Genomic DNA, 17,218 nt, shown 5'->3' with positions numbered 1-17,218 from the left:
GGGGCAGGTTCGCGTATCTCTCGTCGGGGGCCGGGCGGGGCTAGGCGGAGGGCGCGTCGGTCGCGACGCGGCGAAGAAGGTCGACCATCTCGACGGCGGCGGCGGCGGCTTCGGCGCCCTTGTTGCCGGCCTTGGTGCCGGCCCGCTCCCATGCCTGATCCAGCGTGTCGACGGTCAGGACGCCGAACAGGACCGGGACGCCCGTGTCGAGGGCGACGGTCTGGCAGCCGCTCGTGACGCCGGACGCGACGTAGTCGAAGTGGGCCGTGGCCCCGCGGATAACAGCGCCGAGGCAGATGACGGCGTCGTACCGCTCGGTCTCGGCCAGCGCCTGCGCCACGATGGGGAGTTCGAAGGCTCCGGGGCACCACGCCGTGTCCACAGCCTCGGGATCCGCCCCGTGGCGGGCGAGCGCGTGCTGCGCGCCCTCGACGAGACGCGACACGATGGCCTCGTTAAAGCGGCTCGCGACGATGGCGTAGCGAGCGCCATCGGGAGAAACGAGTTGGCCTTCGTACGTCGTCGACATGAGCGGGGGGTCTGGCCGAAGGTAACGACCTGAGGCCGGGCGCTCAGCCCACGCGGGAGCGCCCTCTGTAGCTTCGCACCATGCTCACGCCACCTGACCCCTCGGGCACGGTTCAGCACCTCCCGCCTGGCGCGGCTCTGCCAGCCCTCCCCCCCTCCATCCCATCGAAGGCGTACCCCGCGTGGACTCGCGTCCTGGGTCGCTGGATTATGCGCGTGATGGGCTGGCGGTTTGTCGGCGGGTTCGCGGACCGCCCTCACCAAGTTCTGGTCGCGGCTCCTCACACCTCTAACTGGGACGGGATCGTCGGGCTGGCGGCGGCGGCGGTGTGTGGGATCTCGGTACGTGTTTTCGCCAAGCGTCAGCTGTTCGTCGGTCCGCTGGGGTGGTTGCTACGCGTCTTCGGCGGCGTCCCGGTCGACCGGGACCAGCCCGGCGGGTTGGTCGGCCGCGGCGTCGACGCGCTCACCGCCGATGAGCCGGCCCTCGTCGCGGTGACGCCGGAGGGCACCCGGTCGGCCGTCGAGCGGTGGAAGACGGGGTTTCACCGCATGGCCGTCGAGGCCGGCGTCCCGATCTCGGTCGTCGCCCTCGACTGGGGCCGGCGCCAGATCGGATGCGTCGGGACGCTCCAGCCCTCCGGCGACCTCGAGGCCGACCTCGAGGCGATCGGCGCGCTGCTCGATGGCGTCGAGGGCAAGCACCCGGCGCGGGCCACACTTCCCGCTGGACGCGGTCCTGCCCTCGAGGGCGAGATCGGTGCGGTCGACCTCGAGGACGCGCGGCGGCCGGAGTCTCCGTCGCCCTCGAGGACGCGAACGCGCTAAGCCTCCGTCCGCGGAGGGCCGCCGGCGCCTGACTTGCCCTCGAGGTCGTTGCGGTACATCCGGGTGGTTGGGTACGCCAGGTCGATGGTGTCGAGCGCCTCGAAGCGGTCCAGGATGGCCTCCCACACGTCCTGCTCGCTTCCCCGCACGCGCCGAGGCGCCACGAGATAGCGCATCGTGAGCTGGACGCCCTCCCCCACGACCGACGTGTAGACGGTCGGGGTGAGCTTGGAGTAGAAGATGAAGTACTCCCGCGCCGCCGCCCGCAGCGTCCGCTCGGCGTCGTCCGACAAGTGATCGGCGCACTCGTGGGCGACCTCGAGCAGGAGTCGCTTGGCCCCGCGCCAGTCGCTCTCGAACGTGACCACGACGGCCACCTCATTCCAAACGTAGGCGAACGTCCCCGTGTGGTTCGTCACCGAGTTGGTGAACACCCACCCGTTCGGGACGTGAACGATCCGCCCCGTCGACTGCCCCGCGCCCGTCTTCGTGCCGACCTCGAGGAGCGTGAACTGAAACACGCGCTGGTCGACCACGTCGCCGGTCAAACCGTTGATCGTGATCCGGTCGCCGGTCACGAATGGGCGGCGCCACAGCACGAATCCCCACCCCGCCAAGTCGACCAAGGGGTCTCGGAGGGCGATCGCGATGCCCGCCGTCAGCAGGCCCAGGAACGTGCCGATGTTGGCCGTCTCCCCGACCCAGATCTGAAACAGGGCCAGCGTCAGCACAACGCCGGCGATGTACGACGACGTCTTTTTCCACTGGTACAGCCGGCGACTGTCCTCGGGCGCCCGCCGCCGGACGACAGCGAGCGCGACGCGACGGAGCGCGGCCACGACCACGACCACGATCGCGGTGAGCAGGAGCTCTCGGGTCACGGCGGGGCCGAACGGGAGCAGGTCGCTCAGGGGCTCCACGACGGGCCCCAACAGCCCGTCGAGCGCGTCGAGGTCACGTTCCCTCAGGTCGAGCGCGTTCTCCGCGGCCTCGACGGAGTCTGGGGACGCCTGGGGCGGGAAGGGAGGGATTTGGGCCATGTCTGCCCAACGCCGCCCCGGCCCAGAGGTGCCCCGCGCCGGCCTCGAGGACGAACCGTGCGGATGGGGCCGAGCCCTCGAGGACGGCTATCCACGTCCCCCCGACCTCGAGGTCGGGTCCGACCTCGAGGACGCGGCCGGCTACTCGACCTCAACGGGAGCCGCGTCGGCCTGAGCGATAAACTCGCCGAGGCACCGGCCGCTGTAGGCCGCGAACGTGGACGCGACGACGCGGCCGTTGACGGCGAGCTTCGGCACCGAGATGCCGCCACCCGATGTCGCAAACGCCGCATTGACGGCGTCGGCATCGGCTTGGACACGATCGAGGACGGGCTGGAGAGCCTCCTGGTCGTTCAGCAGTGCCTCGAAGTCCGCCCCGTTCATCCCGGCCGCGGTCACCGTCGCGACCAGCTCCGGCATCGTCATGCCCCAGGACTGGTCCTGGCGGTCGAACATCTCCTTCATCAGGTCGAAGAACTTGCCCTCCTCCTCGGCCAGCTTGAGCGCGATGACCTGCCCGAGCGACTGCTGACGCAGCGGGTACGGCACGTAGTAGTACGCGGCCGACTCGCCGTTCTCCGCGATGAACCCGTCCATCGTCTCCGACAGGTCCTTGCAGTGCGGGCAGTTGGGATCGAACACCTTGACCACACTCACGTCCGAGTCCGCGTTGCCCAGCACCGGGCCGTCGGTAAAGGCAGAGAGGTCCGTGATGAGCTCGAAGTCGGGGTCGTAGTCGCACGAGCCGGTAACGTCCTGGATGCGCGGCGTCGGCGTGTTGACGCCCTGGACGTTGGCCTGTCCACCGGGCGACGCCTGGGCCGCCTCCGTCCTCGACCCGAGGCCGAACGTGAGAAGGAGCAACACGGCGAACCCGCCCAGGACCGGGCTGTACGGTCGGAGCGCCCCGACGCCCTGGGGCTCCGGCGTGACGCGGCGGCGCTTGTCCGGGGCGACCGCCGTTCCAAGACGGCGATGCTCGACGACGTGCAGGACGAACAGCAGCGTCACGATCGCGGCCGAGGCCATGCAGAGCGGGCAGAACGCACCGATCACGGCGGCCTGCAAGTACACCAGGTAGCCCGTGTACGCGAACCCAACGCTCGTCATCGCGCCCGAGGCCAGGCGTAGGCGGTTGTCGCGGATCATCACATAGCCGAGACGCAACAGCGCCAGGACGACGTAGAAGATCAGTCCCAACGCGATGTTGGGGATCCCGAGAAAGTCGGCGTACTCGCTCTCGGTCACGGCCGCACAGCCAGCCGTGGTGCCCGTCGTGGCGGCGGTCGCGTCGAAGGCGACCTCACTCCCTAGGCCGGTGCAGCCGTTCGCGAACCCATTCGCCTTCTGTAGAGCCAGGTGGGTGACGACGACCACGCCGAGCAGGGCGACGCCGACGATCACGCGGCGGAGGGTTGAGGTCTGTGCAGGGAGAGCCATGAGCGCGGTGGAATCGGAAGAGGCGGGAGGTGAAACCCGGGGCCGAAATCTACGAAGGCGACGGCCGGACCTCGCACGCGCAACGCACCGAACTCGATTCTGGTACCTGCCAAAAAAACAACATCTGCTTGACTCTTCGTCTCGCGACCCCTACCCTCCTGCTACGTTTTTAGCACACTCTATGCTCCCCCGCCTCAGCCGCCGCGAGCGCGAAGTCCTCGACGTCCTCCACCGCTTGGGGCGGGCATCCGCCGCTGAAGTCCGCGGCGCGCTCGACAAGCCGCCCAGCGATTCCGCGGTCCGGACGCACCTGCGCATCCTGAAAGACAAGGGCCATGTCCGGCACGAGCAGGACGGGCCCCGCTACGTCTACCTCCCTATCCAGGCACGGGAGACCGCGGGCAAGAACGCGCTCCGGCACCTGCTGACCACGTTTTTCGACGGGAGCCCAGACCGCGCGGTCGCGGCCCTCCTAGACGAGACCTCGGCCGACCTGTCGACCGACGACCTCGACCGGCTCGACGACCTTATCCAACGCGCCCGCTCCCAAGGACAATGATCGTGCTCTTATCCCTGGTCCTGAAAGGTGCCGCTGTCCTTCTCGTCGCCGCCCTCGCCGTCCGTCTGCTCCGGCGCGCACCGGCCTCACTCCGGCACGGGATCTGGGCCGCCGCGTTCGGCGCCCTGCTCCTGCTCCCCGTCCTCGAGGCCGCAGGACCCCAGTGGTCCGTCGGAGTGCTCCCGACCCCAGCGACAGAGCTCCCCACACCTCCGCCGCCCGCCCCTCCCACTCCAGTCGCGTCGACTCACCAGATGGATGAGTTCGAGATCCACCTGGAGTCGTTCGAGGCTGACATGGTCGCCTTCGAGGCCGAAATGGCAGACTTCGAAGCGGACATGGCCGCCTTCGAGTCCGACCTCGAGGCCGCAGCTCCGGTGATCGTGTCGGGCTCGGCGGCACGAGCGTTCCCTCAGCCGCCCACGATGCCCGGCCGCTCGCTATCAGGATGGCTCGTGATCTTGTGGGGCGTTGGAGCGACCGCCGTCGCCCTGTGGTGGCTCGGCGCTGGTCTCGCCGCCGTCCGCCTGGTCCGCCGAGCCCGCCCAGAGACCGACGACGAATGGGCCGTCCTCGCCGACCGCGCACGCCGGCTCTCCGGCCTCGACGAGCCTGTCCGCCTGCTCCGCTCTCCCGACCTCGATGTCCCCATCGCGTGGGGCTACGGAACGCCCGCCGTCGTCCTCCCCGAGAGCGCCGACGAGTGGGACGACGACCGACGCGAGGCCGTTCTTCTCCACGAGATGGCCCACCTGCGCCGCCGAGACGCCTGGACCCAGGCCGTGGCCCAGGCCGCCGTCGCGGTTCACTGGTTCAATCCCCTGGCGTGGTGGAGCTACCGCCAACACCTCGACGCGAGAGAGCAGGCCTGCGACGACGCCGTCATCCAAGGCGGCGCCCGGCCGTCCGCCTACGCGGCTCACTTGGTCGGCGTGGCGCGCGCGATCCGTCGCGAGCCCAGAGCCCTGGCCGCCGTCGCCCCGATGGCACGCACCGCACCCCTCGAAACCAGGATCACCTCCATCCTCGACGCCGACCGACGACGCGGACAGCTTGGACGTCTCTCGAGGATGGGGACGGTCGTCCTGACGCTCGGCGTCCTGATCCCCGTCGCCGCGTTCCGTCCCGTCGAGGCCGAGACCAAGTCGGTATCCGCCGATGCCCTCGAGGTCGCCGCCCCGGTGACACCCGCCACCCCAGCGCCGCCGTCCCCCGCCGAGACCGAGGTGCCCGTCGCCGACCTCGAGGCCGAGACCGAACGCTCCTCGTCCTCGAGTCCGGACACTGAGGCGGTGCCCGACACTCTCGAGACCGTCCGCGCCCACATCCGCGATGCGCAGCGGGAGGTCCGCCGCGCCCTCGAGGACGTAAACGGCGCCGACGCCGAGGTCGCCCGCGTCCAGCTCTACGCTCTCCAGCAGGCCGAACGTGCCCTCGAGGGCGTCGACCTCGAGGAGGTCCGTCGGGAGGCGCTCGAAGATGCTCAGGAGGCCATTCGCGAGGCCGAGGACGAGGCTCGCGAAGCCCGCCTCGAGGCCGAGGGCGACCGGCTCGAGATGGAAGACGACATCCGAGAGGCCGCCCTCGAGGCCCTCGAGGACGCCCGCGACGCCATGGGTGAGGCGGGCCTGTCCGAGGTCTGGTCAGCGGCCAAGCGCGGCCTCGACGAAGCGTGGCCCACCGTCCGCGCCATTTCACCGGCGGCTCCCCCCCAGCCTCCGGCTCCACCCGTCCCGTCCGTCGATTGGGACTCCGTCGACAGGGCACGCGCCAACGCCGTCCGCCGCGCCGGCGCGACCGCCACAGGCTCCACTTCCTAATGGCCCATCGCTTCGCTGCCCTCCTCTTCGCGCTCAGCGTCGGCGCGTCCGCTCAGACCAACATCGCCGGCCGCGTCCTCGAGGACGCCCCGTGGTGCGACAACGTTTACCAGCAAAGCACCTCCAGTCGTGAGGTCGCCTGCGAGGTCCGCGAGGCGCTCCTCGAGGCCGGCGCCCTCGACGTCGACGGCGCGACGAATGGGCCGATCGAGGTCAAGGAGTGGGACCGCGACGACGTGCTGGTCCGGTCCCGGATCGTCGGCGTCGCGGCGAGCAAAGCTCGGGCAGAGCGCCTCGTCGATGCGTCCTCGGTGCAGACACAGGGCGGCCGCGTGCGGTCGAGTCTCCCCGAATCCCACAACCGAGAAAGCGTCTCCGTCAGCTACGAGATCTTCGCGCCGAAGCAGACCGACCTGACAGTGCGAGCCGTCAACGGCCCCCTCACCATTCATGGGTTGAGGGGCTCCATCCAAGCCCGAGCCGTCAACGGGCCGGTGTCCATCCAGGGCGTCGAGGGCGACGTCACCATTCGCGCGGTCAACGGCCCCGTCAGCATCGGCCTCGAGGGCGACCGGTGGCGCGGTAGCGGTCTAGTCGTCCGTGCCGACAACGGCCCGATCACGGTCGACGTCCCGGACCGCTACTCCGCCCAAGTCTCCGCCGAGACGCAGAATGGGCGCATCGCCATCGACGACCTCGACGTGTGCGACACCGTCCGACAGCGAGGCCGATACGTCGGCGACAGGATCTCCGGCCGGCTCGGGACCGGCGGCTCCCCCCTCGCACTGACCGCCACAAACGGCTCCGTCCGGTTCGTGAGCGGCGGATAGCGACTTCCCCTTCAGGAGGGGAACAGGTTCGAGACCAACCCAGCAGGTGCCCAGAGAGAAGACTGACACCTAAATCCTGCTATTTTTTTAACGGACACTGTAACTCAACAGCTTACCGTCCCGTGAAGGGGTCAGCTCTACCACTCCGACTCATGCGTCTTTCGCTCCTCGCGGCTCTTCTACTTGCCGCTCCCACGTTCGCCCAGACGTCGACCGACCTCGAGTCGCCCCTCGGAGACCGAAAGATCATCGGCGCCCACGCGCTCGGCGACGCGTCCATCGACCTCGACGGCGTCCTCGACGAGTCCGTTTGGGCTGGGGCGGACATCGCGACCGGATTCGTCCAGATGCGTCCGAACGCCGGCGAGCCCGCGACGGAGCGCACCGAAGCGCGCGTGGTCTACAGCGGAAGCACGGTGTACGTCGGCATGCGGATGCACGACACGCAGGCCGACCAGATCGATACCCAGCTCGGGCGTCGCGATTCGGGCTTGGAGAGCGACTGGGCCGTCGTCGCCTTCGACTCGTACAACGACGACCGGACCGCCTTTCTCTTCCAGGTCAACGCCGCCGGCGTTCTCTCGGACGCCTTGCTCTTCGACGACGTCAACGAGGACGACTCGTGGGACGCGGTCTGGGACGCCGCCGTCACCCGCGACGATGACGGGTGGACCGCGGAGTTCCGCATCCCCCTCAGCCAGCTTCGGTTCGCGACCGGCGAGAATCAGTCCTGGGGTGTCGAGTTTGGTCGGAGGCACCTGCGCACCAACGAGCAAACCTTTTGGGCACCGCTCGTTCCCGAGCTCAACGGCATCGTCAGCCAGTTCGGCACGCTCACGGATTTGCAGGGCTTGCGCGCCCAGCGGCAGCTCGAGATCCAGCCCTACATCGCCTCGAGCCTGACGCGGGCACCCGGCAACGACCTCGACCCGTTCTTCGCCGAGAACGACCTCGACCCACGCGTCGGCCTCGATGTCAAGTACGGCGTCACGAGCGACATCACGCTCACGGCCACGGTCAACCCCGACTTCGGCCAGGTCGAGGCCGACCCGGCGCAGGTCAACCTGGGCGGGTTCGAGCTCTTTTTCGAGGAGCGCCGCCCCTTCTTCGTCGAGGGCCTGGACGTGTTCTCGATGGAGCCCCGCCGCTACTTCTCGAACAACCGGCCGGACTTGCTCTACACGCGCCGGATCGGGCGGAGCCCGCAGCGAGGCTCGTTCGTGCCGAGTGGGGCCCAAGATGCGGCCGGTGAGAACGGGACGGTCTACACCGACGCCCCACAGCAGAGCACCATCCTGGGCGCCGCCAAGCTGTCCGGCCGAGCCGGTCGGTTCTCGTTCGGCGTCCTGAACGCCGTCACCGGCTCGGAATACGGATCGTTCCAGGCGATCGACGTCAACAACCAACTGGTGATGGACGACCGAGCCCTCATCGAGCCCGCCACCAACTATGCCGTTGGCCGTGTGAGAGGGACGTTCGGTCGGACCATCATCGGCGCGCTCGGCACGTCCGTCGTTCGGAGCACCTCCAACCCCGCCATCGACGAGTTGCTACCGGGCCAGGCGGCGGTCGCCGGCCTCGACGTCGAGCACCCGTTCGGTGACTGGGTCCTAAGCGGCCAGCTCGCAGGGAGCCTCATCTCCGGTAGCGAAAGCTCCATCGAGCGTGTCCAAACCTCGTTCCCTCGTGTCTTCCAACGTCCCGACGCCGACCACATCGACCTCGATGCGTCGAGGACGTCACTGGCCGGGTACACGGGCGAAGTCAACCTCTTGAAAACATCGGGAGAGCACTGGCTCGTAGGATTCCACGGGAACGCGACGTCTCCCGGCTTCGACTCCAACGAGCTCGGTTTTCAGTCCCGCGCGGACCAGGTGGGGGCGGGGACGGTATTGATCTACAACCAGAACCAGGCCCAGGGCGCGTTTCAAAGCTGGGGCGGTAACGCCTTTGTCGGCACCGAGTGGAACTTCAATGGCGACCGCACCGAGACGTTTGCGGGAGGTCGGGTATTCGGCAACTTCAAAAACTTCTGGGGCGCAAACCTCAACGGCAACGCGTGGGTCCGCACGCTGGACGACCGGAGCACTCGCGGAGGGCCGTTGATGACGAGCCCTGGCGGCGCCCGGATCAACCTGAACGTGTGGACGGACGACCGGAAAATCGTCTCGGGCTACGCGTGGACCGGTGCCAACCGGAACGAGCTCGGGAGTTGGTTTCACGGCATCGAGGCCGGCGTCGAGATCCGCCCGTCGTCGTCGCTGTCGATCCGCGTCGGTCCCGGACTAAACCGCTCCCACACCGAGCAGCAATACGTCGGCGCCTTCGACGCGCCCGACCTCGATGCCACGTTCGGCCAGCGCTACGTGTTCGGCGTGATCGACCAGACGACGCTCTCGATCGACACCCGCGTCAACTGGACGTTCACCCCTACCCTGTCCCTTCAGACGTTCGTCCGTCCGTTCGTCTCGCGAGGCGACTACTCCGCGTTCCGCCAGCTCACGGAGGCGCGCCAGTTCGAGCTCCCGCTCTACGGCGACGGCTTCGGCTCCGTCGAGCAGCTTACGAGCGAGGACGGCGACCTCTCGTACCGAGTGACCGGCGCAGACGGCGGCACGGCCGAGTTCTCGGACCCCAACTTCACCGTCCGCGCGCTCCAGGGCAACGCCGTGTTGCGCTGGGAGTACCGCCCCGGATCGTCCGTCTTCGCTGTGTGGCAGCAGCAGCGGAGCGGCTCCGCCCCCGACGGGGCGTTCTCGTTCGACCGCGACGTCCGCGGCCTGTTCTCGGACGAGGTGACAAACTTGTTTTTAATCAAGTTGAGCTACTGGCTCGGATAATCCGGTTATTCCCTATACGAGCGCAACCTGCGGGGCGCGGACCTCGGAAAGTGACACCATCTGACACGGACTGAGGGGTTTGATCGCACCCAGTCCTACGGCCCCGGCAGTCACGCGCGTGTGCTGTCGGGGCCGGTCTATCTAGGTCAGCCTCGAGGGCGACCCGCCGGCCTCGAGGACGGGCCGCGCGCCGAGGGCACTCTACCTTGGGCCGGCCCTCCCCCGACCTCGATGCGAACGATCTCCCTCGGCTTCGTCGCCGCCAGCTTTTTCGTCGGCGGATGCACGGTTTGCTGCGCGATCCCAGGTCCCGACCCCAGGGACGTCCTGGCAGCGGAGATCGCAGAGGACGCGCTCATCGTCGACACGCACATCGACGTGCCGTACCGGCTGCGCGAGTCGCCCGAGGACGTGTCGGTGCGGACGGCGAGCGGCGACTTCGACCACCCGCGCGCCCTCGAGGGCGGCCTGGACGTGGCGTTCATGTCGATCTACATCCCAGCGTCGTACCAGGAGACCGGCGGCGCGCGAGCGTTGGCCGACTCGCTCATCGACGGCGTCGAGGCGATGGCGGCGGACGCACCGGACAAGTTCGCGGTCGTCCGCTCCGTCCAAGACGTAGCACGGATGCGCCAGCCGGGCGTGGTGATGTTGGCGCTCGGGATCGAGAACGGAGCGCCTGTCGAGGGCGATCTGAGCGCGCTGCGCCACTTCCGCGATCGCGGCGTCCGCTACGTCACGCTCACGCACAGCCGCGACAACGAGATCTCGGACTCGTCCTACGACGACGCCGGCACGTGGGGCGGCCTCAGCGACTTCGGCCTCGAGGTCGTGCGCGAGATGAACCGGCTGGGCATCATGGTCGACGTGTCGCACATCTCAGACCCCGCCTTCGACGATGTCATGGACGTGACGACGGTTCCCGTGATCGCGAGCCACTCGTCGGCGCGGGCGTTCACGCCGGGCTTCGAGCGCAACATGAGCGACGACATGATCCGGCGGCTGGCCGAGAACGGCGGCGTGATCCAGATCAACTTCGGCTCGACGTTCCTGCTCCAGCGCGTCCAGGACGACCGCCAAGCGCTTCGCGAGGCCCTCGACGACTCCCTCGCGGCTCGAGGAATCGAGCCGTCCTCGACCGAGGCCGACGCCTATGCAGACGGGTTCGAAGCCCGCAACCCGCTCCGCCTCGCGGACATGACCGACGTCGCGGACCACATCGACCACGTCGTCGGGTTGGTCGGCATCGACCACGTCGGGATCGGGTCCGACTACGACGGTGTCGGCCCGACGCTGCCGGTCGGCCTCGAGGACGTGTCCAGGTACCCGAACCTGATCGCCGAGCTGCTTCGGCGCGGGTACGAGGGGGATGACATCCGCCAGATCCTTGGCGGGAATACGATGCGAGTCTGGCGTGCCGTCGAGGCGGCGGCGACGGAGTAGACGTCCTCTATACCTGGACTCCAGGGTCGAGAGTTCGTCCCCGAGGGTGCACTGGACTGAATGTCGCTCTTCGCCGAGCGATCCAGCGTTAGCAGGTGACCTCTAGTGGTCTTCGGTTGGGCGAGACTGTCGTCGCGGTCGTGGCGGTCTCCGCAACGGTGATCAACAACCACCTAAAAACCTGCAGTCGAACCAAGTCTTCCTGCGCGTCTCCAAAACACCGAAAGGCTCGCAGCTGAAGGGGGTCTTTCCGTACGAGGAGAAGATCTATCACAAAGATCGTGACAGGGAATTTCACGTACCGCGGGATTCGGCAGAAGCTCGCCGCATGGGCGTAGCGCCACTGCCTCGTAGTCGATCAGTGCGCGTCGAGCCAATTGTCGGCGACGCCGACGTCTACGACGACGGGCACGTCGCCCAGCGGGAACGCGGTCACCATCTTGTCACGGACAAACGCGGAGACGGCCTCGACATCCTCCTCGGGGACTTCGAAGACCAGCTCGTCGTGGACCTGTAGGATCATCCGCGCGCCGGCGGAGACGTCCTCGAGGCCGGCCGAGATGGACAGCATCGCGATCTTGATCATGTCGGCCTGCGTGCCCTGGATGGGCATGTTGACCGCGATCCGCTCGGCGTAGGCCCGGTCGTTCGGGTTGCGCGACGTGATCTGGGGGACGTAGCGCCGTCGTCCCAGGAGCGTCTCGACGTAGCCTCGGTCGCGGGCCTCCTCGGCCAACCCGTCCAGGAACTCGATGACCTTGGGGTAGGCCGCGCGGTACTGGTCGATCAGGACCTGAGCGTCGGCGTTGCCGATGCGCAGGCGGTTGGCCAGGCCAAAGGCCGAGATGCCGTACGGGATGCCGTAGTTGACCTGCTTGACCTTGTCGCGCTGGTCGCGCGTGACGTCGTCGTAGTCGACCTCGAAGACGGTCGCGGCGGTCGCGGTGTGGATGTCCTTTTCGTCCGCGAACGCCTGAACCAAGCCGGGGTCCTCCGACATATGGGCGATGATCCGAAGCTCGATCTGGGCGTAGTCCGCCGCCATCAGGACGTGGCCGGGCTCGGCGACGAACGCGCGGCGGATCTCCTTGCCCAGGTCCGTGCGGATCGGGATGTTCTGCAGGTTCGGGTTCGAGGACGAGAGCCGGCCGGTGGCCGTCACGGTCTGGTTAAAGTCGGTGTGGACGCGTCCCGTGTCGGGGTGGATCAGCTCGGGCAGCCGGTCGACGTAGGTCGACTTCAGCTTGGAGACCTTGCGCCAATCGAGGACGAGGGCGGGCAGCGGGTGCTCCTGGGCGAGCTCGGCCAGCACCTTCTCGTCGGTCTTGGGCTTGCCCGTCTTGGTCTTGCCGAGCGGTGCGAGTCCGATCCCGTAGGTCGGCGACTCTTCGGCGAGCTGCTTCTTGGTCTTGGGCTTGGCGTCGGGGTCGCCCTCGACGGCGCCGTTCTCGTTGTCCTTGACGTCCTGGAGCCACTGGACCGCCGCGGCCTTTTCCTCGTCCGAGGGCGGCGGATTGAACAGGACCTCGCCCAACTGCTTCGTCGAGCCGATCCCGAACGGACGCCCCGCCAGCTTCTCGATCTCGGCCTCGAGGTCGGTCAGTTGCTCATCGAGGCCGACGCGGATGTCGGCCAGGACGCCCTCGTCCACCTTGACGCCGGCCATCTCCATCTTGGCCAGGACCGGAACGAGCGGGAACTCGATCTCTTGGGCGATCTGCAAGAGCCTTCCCTGGCCATCGTCCAGCGCCTCCAAGGCGTCGGTCAGGATTGGGACCAGGCGCAGCGTCACGTCAGCGTCCTCACACGCGTACGGGCCGACGTCCTCGACCGGCACGTCGCGCATCGAGAGCGCGTTCTTGCCCGTCCCGATCAGGTCCGTGATCGGCTGGGGACGGTAGTTGAGGTGGAAGCTGGCGACGTCGTCCAGCTTGTGGCTTGCCTCGGGGTTCAAGAGGTAGTGCGCCACCATCGTGTCGAAGATGTCGCCGCGGACCGTGACGCCGTGGCGGGCCAGCACCTCGAGGTCGTATTTGACGTTGTGGCCGATTTTGGGCAGGGTCTCGTCCTCGAGGGCGGCCCTCACCGAGTCGAGGACGGCGGTCTCCGGCGTCCCGTCGGGCAGCGGAGTGGGCAGGTAGACGGCCTTTTTCTCGTCCTTGGCGAGCGACACGCCGACCAGTTCGGCGCGCATCGAGTCCGTCGAGGTCGTCTCGGTGTCGAACGCGAGGTGCGGCGCGTCGGTGACCAGCTCTTCGGCGACCTCGAGGTCGTCGCGCTCGTAGACCGTCTTGTAGTCGACGGCGTCCTCGTCGAGGGCGGTGACGGGCTCGTAGGGGCCGAAGTCGAAGCTGAGCGACGGGTCGTCCTCGGGGAGCGCCGTGTAGCTCTTGCGCGAGCCGCCTCCGCCCCTCCGTTGCCGTCCCGCCGCGTAGTCCTTGACGCGGTCGCGCAGCCGCGCCCCGAACCCGACCTCGTTGAACAGGTCCTCGACGGCCTCGAGGTCGGGGTCGGTCCGGCGGAGCGTGTGCCAGTCGAGCGGGTTGCCGTCGTCGTCTTGGAGGTCGACGTCGGTCAGGATGGTGACGAGCTGCTTGCTGAGCCGCGCGTCGTCGGCGTGGCCCACCATGCCCTCGCGCGCGCGCTTGCCCTTGAGCGTCGGGCCGACCTCGATGAGTTGCTCGACGGTCCCGTGCTCCTCGATCAACTTGATCGCCGTCTTCTCGCCGATCCCCGGCACGCCCGGCACGTTGTCGGCGCTGTCGCCGATGAGCGCGAGCAGGTCGATAAACTGGGACGGCTCGAGCCCACCGTACTTCTCGCGGAAGGTCTCGGGTGTCTCGCGGTTGAACACCTCGCCCATGTAGGGCGGGCGGAGCATCGACACGCGGTCGGACAGCAACTGGCGGAAGTCCTTGTCGGCCGAGAAGATGACCGTATCGACGCCCTCGTCCTCGGCCCGCGTGGCGAGCGTCCCGATCACGTCGTCGGCCTCGACGCCCTCGACCTCGAGGACGGGGATGTCGAAGGCGCGGCACAGCCGCTTGAGGAGCGGGATGTTCTGCTTGATCTCGGACGGCATCGGCGGCCGATGCCCCTTATAGTCGTCGTAGAGCTTGTCGCGGAAGGTGGGCGCCCCGCCGATCTTGTCGAACACGACGGCGATGTGCTCGGGCTGCTCGTCCTCTAACAACTTGAGGAGCGCGGTCGCGAAGCCGTAGAGCGTCCGGGTGTCCATCCCGTCGGGCGCGTTGAGGGCCGCGTTCTTCATCGAGAAGAAGGCGCGGTAGGCAAGCGCCATCGCGTCCGCCAGGAAGAGGGTCTCACGGCCGGAGGCGTCGTCGAGGTCGTCGAAGGCGTCGGCGGGGACGGGGTGGTCGGGCGTGGCCGGCGGGACGTCGGGGACCTGGAGGTCCGGGGTCGTCAGGTCCGGCGCCTTGAGGTCGGGCGAGGTCAAGTCGGGGGCCTCGAGGTCGGGGGATTCGAGGGCGTCGTCGTTGTCGAAGAGGGAGGTCTGGTCGGCCATGCGAGCGGTCTTTCGGTGGAGGCGTCGGCCTCGAGGACGGGATCGGGACACGCTAACGCCGCCCGGTGCCGACGGGTTGTCGCGGCCTCGAGGTCGCTCCTCCGCAACACGGCATCGAGGTCGCGGTGCCTTCCAGTGAACATCCGGGCCGTCCCGGAGCTTGTCGGCCTCGATGGTGTAGAGCCCCCTTTCCTCTCTCCCCGGACATGGTTCTCCTCTTCGACATCGACGGCACGCTCCTCCAGTCCCACGGCGTCGGCCGCCGCTCCGTGACCGCCGCCCTCGAGGACGTGGTCGGCGCGAGCTACGACTTCTCCGACTTGCCCTTCTCGGGCAAGACCGACCCCCAGATCTTCCGCGAGGTGCTTGAGGGCGCCGTCGACGCCGGCCTCGAGGCCGACCCGACCGCGGTCGACGCGTTCCGCGAGGCCTACGTCCGCCACATGGAGGCCGGGCTCCCCCACGCGACCGTCGAGGACCTGCCCGGTGCCGTCGACCTGGTCCACCGCTTGCACGCCGACCGCGTCACCCTGGGCTTGCTGACGGGCAACGTCGAGACGATCGCCTACGACAAGATCGACCGGATCGGGCTGGGCCGCGACGTCTTCCCGTTCGGGGCCTTCGGCAGCGACCACCACAGCCGCAACGAACTCCCGGCCATCGGCGCCCACCGCGCGTCCGAGCACACCGGCCGCGTCCTCGAGGGCGGCGACGTGGTCATCATCGGCGACACGCCGCGCGACATCGAGTGCGCACGCGCGTTCGGCGCCGTCGCCGTGGCCGTGGCGACGGGCCACTACTCCGTGGACGACCTCGAGGACGCCGACGTCGTCCTCGAAACGCTCGAGGCGTTCGACCTCGGAGCCGTGGCGTAGCGGCAGCGACGTCCTCGAGGGCGAACCGAGCCTCCGGGACCGATACCTTCTGGGCCGAGCCCTTCCTCTCCCCTGCTATGCTCGACCCTACCGACCGCGACCACCGCTGGGTTTACTCGTTCGCCGACGCTCCGGCGGGCGACAAAGCGCTCCTGGGCGGCAAGGGCTCAGGCCTGGCCGACATGACGGCCGCGGGCCTGCCGGTCCCGCCCGGTTTCACGATCACGACCGAGGCCTGCGTCGCGTACCGACGCCACGGCGCCGTCTTCCCCGAGGGGCTGTGGAGCCAGACGCGCCGCGACCTCGAGGACGTCGAGACCGCCACGGACCGGACGTTCGGGGACCCCGCCCGGCCGCTCTTGCTCTCCGTCCGCTCCGGCGCCGCCGTCTCGATGCCGGGCATGATGGACACGGTCCTCAACCTGGGCCTCAACGACGAGACCGCCGCCGGGCTCGCCGCCGAGACCGGCGACGCCCGGTTCGCCTGGGACGCCTACCGCCGCTTCGTCGCCATGTTTGGCGAGGTCGTGATGGGCGTCGAGGGCTCCCGGTTCGAGCGCGTCCTCGAGGCCGCCAAGCGCGACACGGAGAGCGGCGCCGACACCGACCTCTCCGCTGACCAGCTCCGCGACGTCGTCGAGGCCTCCAAGCGCATCGTCTTCGCGGAGCATCGCGGGCAACCCTTCCCCGACGATCCCGACGAGCAGCTCCGCATGGCGATCGCGGCCGTGTTCGACAGCTGGGACAACCCGCGCGCTCGGGCCTACCGCCGCGTCCACGCGATCGCCGACGACATCGGGACCGGCGTGACCGTCCAGGCGATGGTGTTCGGCAACACGGGCTGGGACTCGGGGACCGGCGTCGCGTTCACGCGCGACCCGTCGACCGGCAAGAAGACGCTGTTCGGCGAGTACCTGCTGAACGCCCAGGGTGAAGACGTCGTGGCCGGCACCCGGACGCCCCGGCCCATCGCCGAGATGGCGGACGACTTACCCAATGCTCACGCCGAGTTTCGCGAGATCGCTGAGCGCCTCGAGGCCCACTACGGCGACGTCCAGGACGTCGAGTTCACCGTCGAGCGCGGCCGGCTGTGGCTGCTCCAGACGCGAACGGCCAAGCGCAGCGGAGCCGCCGCCGTCCGCGTCGCCGTCGAGATGGTAGCCGAGGGCGTCATCGACGAACGGGCCGCCGTCGCTCGCGTCCAGCCCACCGCCCTCGATGGTCTGCTCCACCCGACCGTCGACCCGGATGCCACCGTCGAGGTCCTGGCCGAAGGCTTGCCCGCGAGTCCGGGAGCCGCCCAGGGCCGAGCCGTCTTCACGCCCGACCGAGCCGAAGCGTGGGCCGCCGACGGGGAGCCCGTGATCCTGGTCCGCCACGAGACCTCGCCCGACGACTTCCACGGGATGGTCGCCGCCCAGGCCGTCGTGACCGCTCGGGGCGGGATGACGAGCCACGCCGCCGTCGTGGCCCGAGGCATGGGCACGCC

General features: G+C 68.7%; 13 protein-coding genes. 9 read left to right on the top strand and 4 right to left on the bottom strand.

The window, feature by feature from the left end:
• Positions 1–40: 40 nt before the first annotated feature.
• Positions 41–529: a 6,7-dimethyl-8-ribityllumazine synthase gene (gene ribE / locus WBA11_RS07005; protein WP_424519988.1), complete on the bottom strand. Its 489-nt coding sequence runs from the start codon at positions 527–529 to the stop codon at positions 41–43.
• A 218-nt stretch (positions 530–747) separates the two neighbouring features.
• Here ribE and WBA11_RS07000 point away from each other — a divergent pair, with 218 nt between their 5' ends.
• Positions 748–1,356: a 1-acyl-sn-glycerol-3-phosphate acyltransferase gene (locus WBA11_RS07000; protein WP_424519987.1), complete on the top strand. Its 609-nt coding sequence runs from the start codon at positions 748–750 to the stop codon at positions 1,354–1,356.
• Here the strand turns inward: WBA11_RS07000 and WBA11_RS06995 are convergent.
• Positions 1,353–2,396, bottom strand: a complete 1,044-nt coding sequence (locus WBA11_RS06995) for a mechanosensitive ion channel family protein (RefSeq protein ID WP_424519986.1) — start codon at positions 2,394–2,396, stop codon at positions 1,353–1,355. The two genes, WBA11_RS07000 and WBA11_RS06995, sit on opposite strands and share 4 nt — an antisense overlap.
• Between WBA11_RS06995 and WBA11_RS06990 the strand changes: the two genes are divergently transcribed.
• The gene (locus WBA11_RS06990) at positions 2,395–2,571 is read left to right on the top strand and encodes a hypothetical protein (protein ID WP_424519985.1); all 177 of its coding nucleotides are present in this window, start codon (positions 2,395–2,397) and stop codon (positions 2,569–2,571) included. The genes WBA11_RS06995 and WBA11_RS06990 overlap by 2 nt on opposite strands.
• On the opposite strand, the gene WBA11_RS06985 is transcribed toward WBA11_RS06990, so the two are convergent.
• A complete protein-coding gene (locus WBA11_RS06985; protein WP_424519984.1) occupies positions 2,538–3,836 on the bottom strand; it encodes a vitamin K epoxide reductase family protein in 1,299 nt (432 codons plus the stop codon). The genes WBA11_RS06990 and WBA11_RS06985 overlap by 34 nt on opposite strands.
• Before the next feature lie 181 nt (positions 3,837–4,017).
• Between WBA11_RS06985 and WBA11_RS06980 the strand changes: the two genes are divergently transcribed.
• From WBA11_RS06980 to WBA11_RS06960, 5 genes are all read left to right on the top strand, one after another.
• A complete protein-coding gene (locus WBA11_RS06980) occupies positions 4,018–4,395 on the top strand; it encodes a BlaI/MecI/CopY family transcriptional regulator (RefSeq protein WP_424519983.1) in 378 nt (125 codons plus the stop codon).
• Complete coding sequence (locus WBA11_RS06975) at positions 4,392–6,215, top strand: M56 family metallopeptidase (protein ID WP_424519982.1); 1,824 nt, start codon at positions 4,392–4,394, stop codon at positions 6,213–6,215. Before WBA11_RS06980 ends, WBA11_RS06975 begins: the two co-directional genes overlap by 4 nt.
• Positions 6,215–7,045, top strand: a complete 831-nt coding sequence (locus tag WBA11_RS06970) for a hypothetical protein (RefSeq protein WP_424519981.1) — start codon at positions 6,215–6,217, stop codon at positions 7,043–7,045. The genes WBA11_RS06975 and WBA11_RS06970 overlap by 1 nt, the downstream gene beginning before the upstream one ends.
• Before the next feature lie 152 nt (positions 7,046–7,197).
• Entirely contained in the window at positions 7,198–9,885 is a 2,688-nt protein-coding gene (locus WBA11_RS06965; protein WP_424519980.1) for a DUF5916 domain-containing protein, read from the top strand.
• 231 nt (positions 9,886–10,116) lie between these two features.
• Complete coding sequence (locus WBA11_RS06960; RefSeq protein WP_424519979.1) at positions 10,117–11,328, top strand: dipeptidase; 1,212 nt, start codon at positions 10,117–10,119, stop codon at positions 11,326–11,328.
• Positions 11,329–11,686: 358 nt separating this feature from the next.
• Here the strand turns inward: WBA11_RS06960 and WBA11_RS06955 are convergent, their stop codons facing one another.
• Positions 11,687–14,854, bottom strand: coding sequence for a DNA polymerase I (locus tag WBA11_RS06955; protein ID WP_424519978.1), 3,168 nt, complete (start codon positions 14,852–14,854; stop codon positions 11,687–11,689).
• 206 nt (positions 14,855–15,060) lie between these two features.
• Here WBA11_RS06955 and WBA11_RS06950 point away from each other — a divergent pair, with 206 nt between their 5' ends.
• Both WBA11_RS06950 and WBA11_RS06945 read left to right on the top strand, forming a co-directional pair.
• Entirely contained in the window at positions 15,061–15,729 is a 669-nt protein-coding gene (locus tag WBA11_RS06950; RefSeq protein ID WP_424519977.1) for an HAD family hydrolase, read from the top strand.
• A gap of 77 nt (positions 15,730–15,806) precedes the next feature.
• The coding region (locus tag WBA11_RS06945) for a pyruvate, phosphate dikinase (RefSeq protein ID WP_424519976.1) at positions 15,807–17,218 on the top strand (1,412 nt) is incomplete at its 3' end.

This window comes from Rubrivirga sp., assembly GCF_049648075.1.
GTDB lineage: Bacteria > Bacteroidota > Rhodothermia > Rhodothermales > Rubricoccaceae > Rubrivirga.
This window is presented reverse-complemented; position numbering and strand designations above follow the sequence as displayed.

Bases quoted from the DNA above. Each gene is read 5' to 3' on its own strand.
- WBA11_RS06950 (WP_424519977.1), top strand. From the start codon at position 15,061: ATGGTTCTCCTCTTCGACATCGACGGCACGCTCCTCCAGTCCCACGGC.
- WBA11_RS06985 (WP_424519984.1), bottom strand. From the start codon at position 3,836: ATGGCTCTCCCTGCACAGACCTCAACCCTCCGCCGCGTGATCGTCGGC.
- WBA11_RS06960 (WP_424519979.1), top strand. From the start codon at position 10,117: ATGCGAACGATCTCCCTCGGCTTCGTCGCCGCCAGCTTTTTCGTCGGC.
- WBA11_RS06980 (WP_424519983.1), top strand. From the start codon at position 4,018: ATGCTCCCCCGCCTCAGCCGCCGCGAGCGCGAAGTCCTCGACGTCCTC.
- WBA11_RS06990 (WP_424519985.1), top strand. From the start codon at position 2,395: ATGTCTGCCCAACGCCGCCCCGGCCCAGAGGTGCCCCGCGCCGGCCTC.
- WBA11_RS06975 (WP_424519982.1), top strand. From the start codon at position 4,392: ATGATCGTGCTCTTATCCCTGGTCCTGAAAGGTGCCGCTGTCCTTCTC.
- WBA11_RS06970 (WP_424519981.1), top strand. From the start codon at position 6,215: ATGGCCCATCGCTTCGCTGCCCTCCTCTTCGCGCTCAGCGTCGGCGCG.
- WBA11_RS07000 (WP_424519987.1), top strand. From the start codon at position 748: ATGGGCTGGCGGTTTGTCGGCGGGTTCGCGGACCGCCCTCACCAAGTT.
- WBA11_RS06995 (WP_424519986.1), bottom strand. From the start codon at position 2,396: ATGGCCCAAATCCCTCCCTTCCCGCCCCAGGCGTCCCCAGACTCCGTC.
- WBA11_RS06955 (WP_424519978.1), bottom strand. From the start codon at position 14,854: ATGGCCGACCAGACCTCCCTCTTCGACAACGACGACGCCCTCGAATCC.
- ribE (WP_424519988.1), bottom strand. From the start codon at position 529: ATGTCGACGACGTACGAAGGCCAACTCGTTTCTCCCGATGGCGCTCGC.
- WBA11_RS06965 (WP_424519980.1), top strand. From the start codon at position 7,198: ATGCGTCTTTCGCTCCTCGCGGCTCTTCTACTTGCCGCTCCCACGTTC.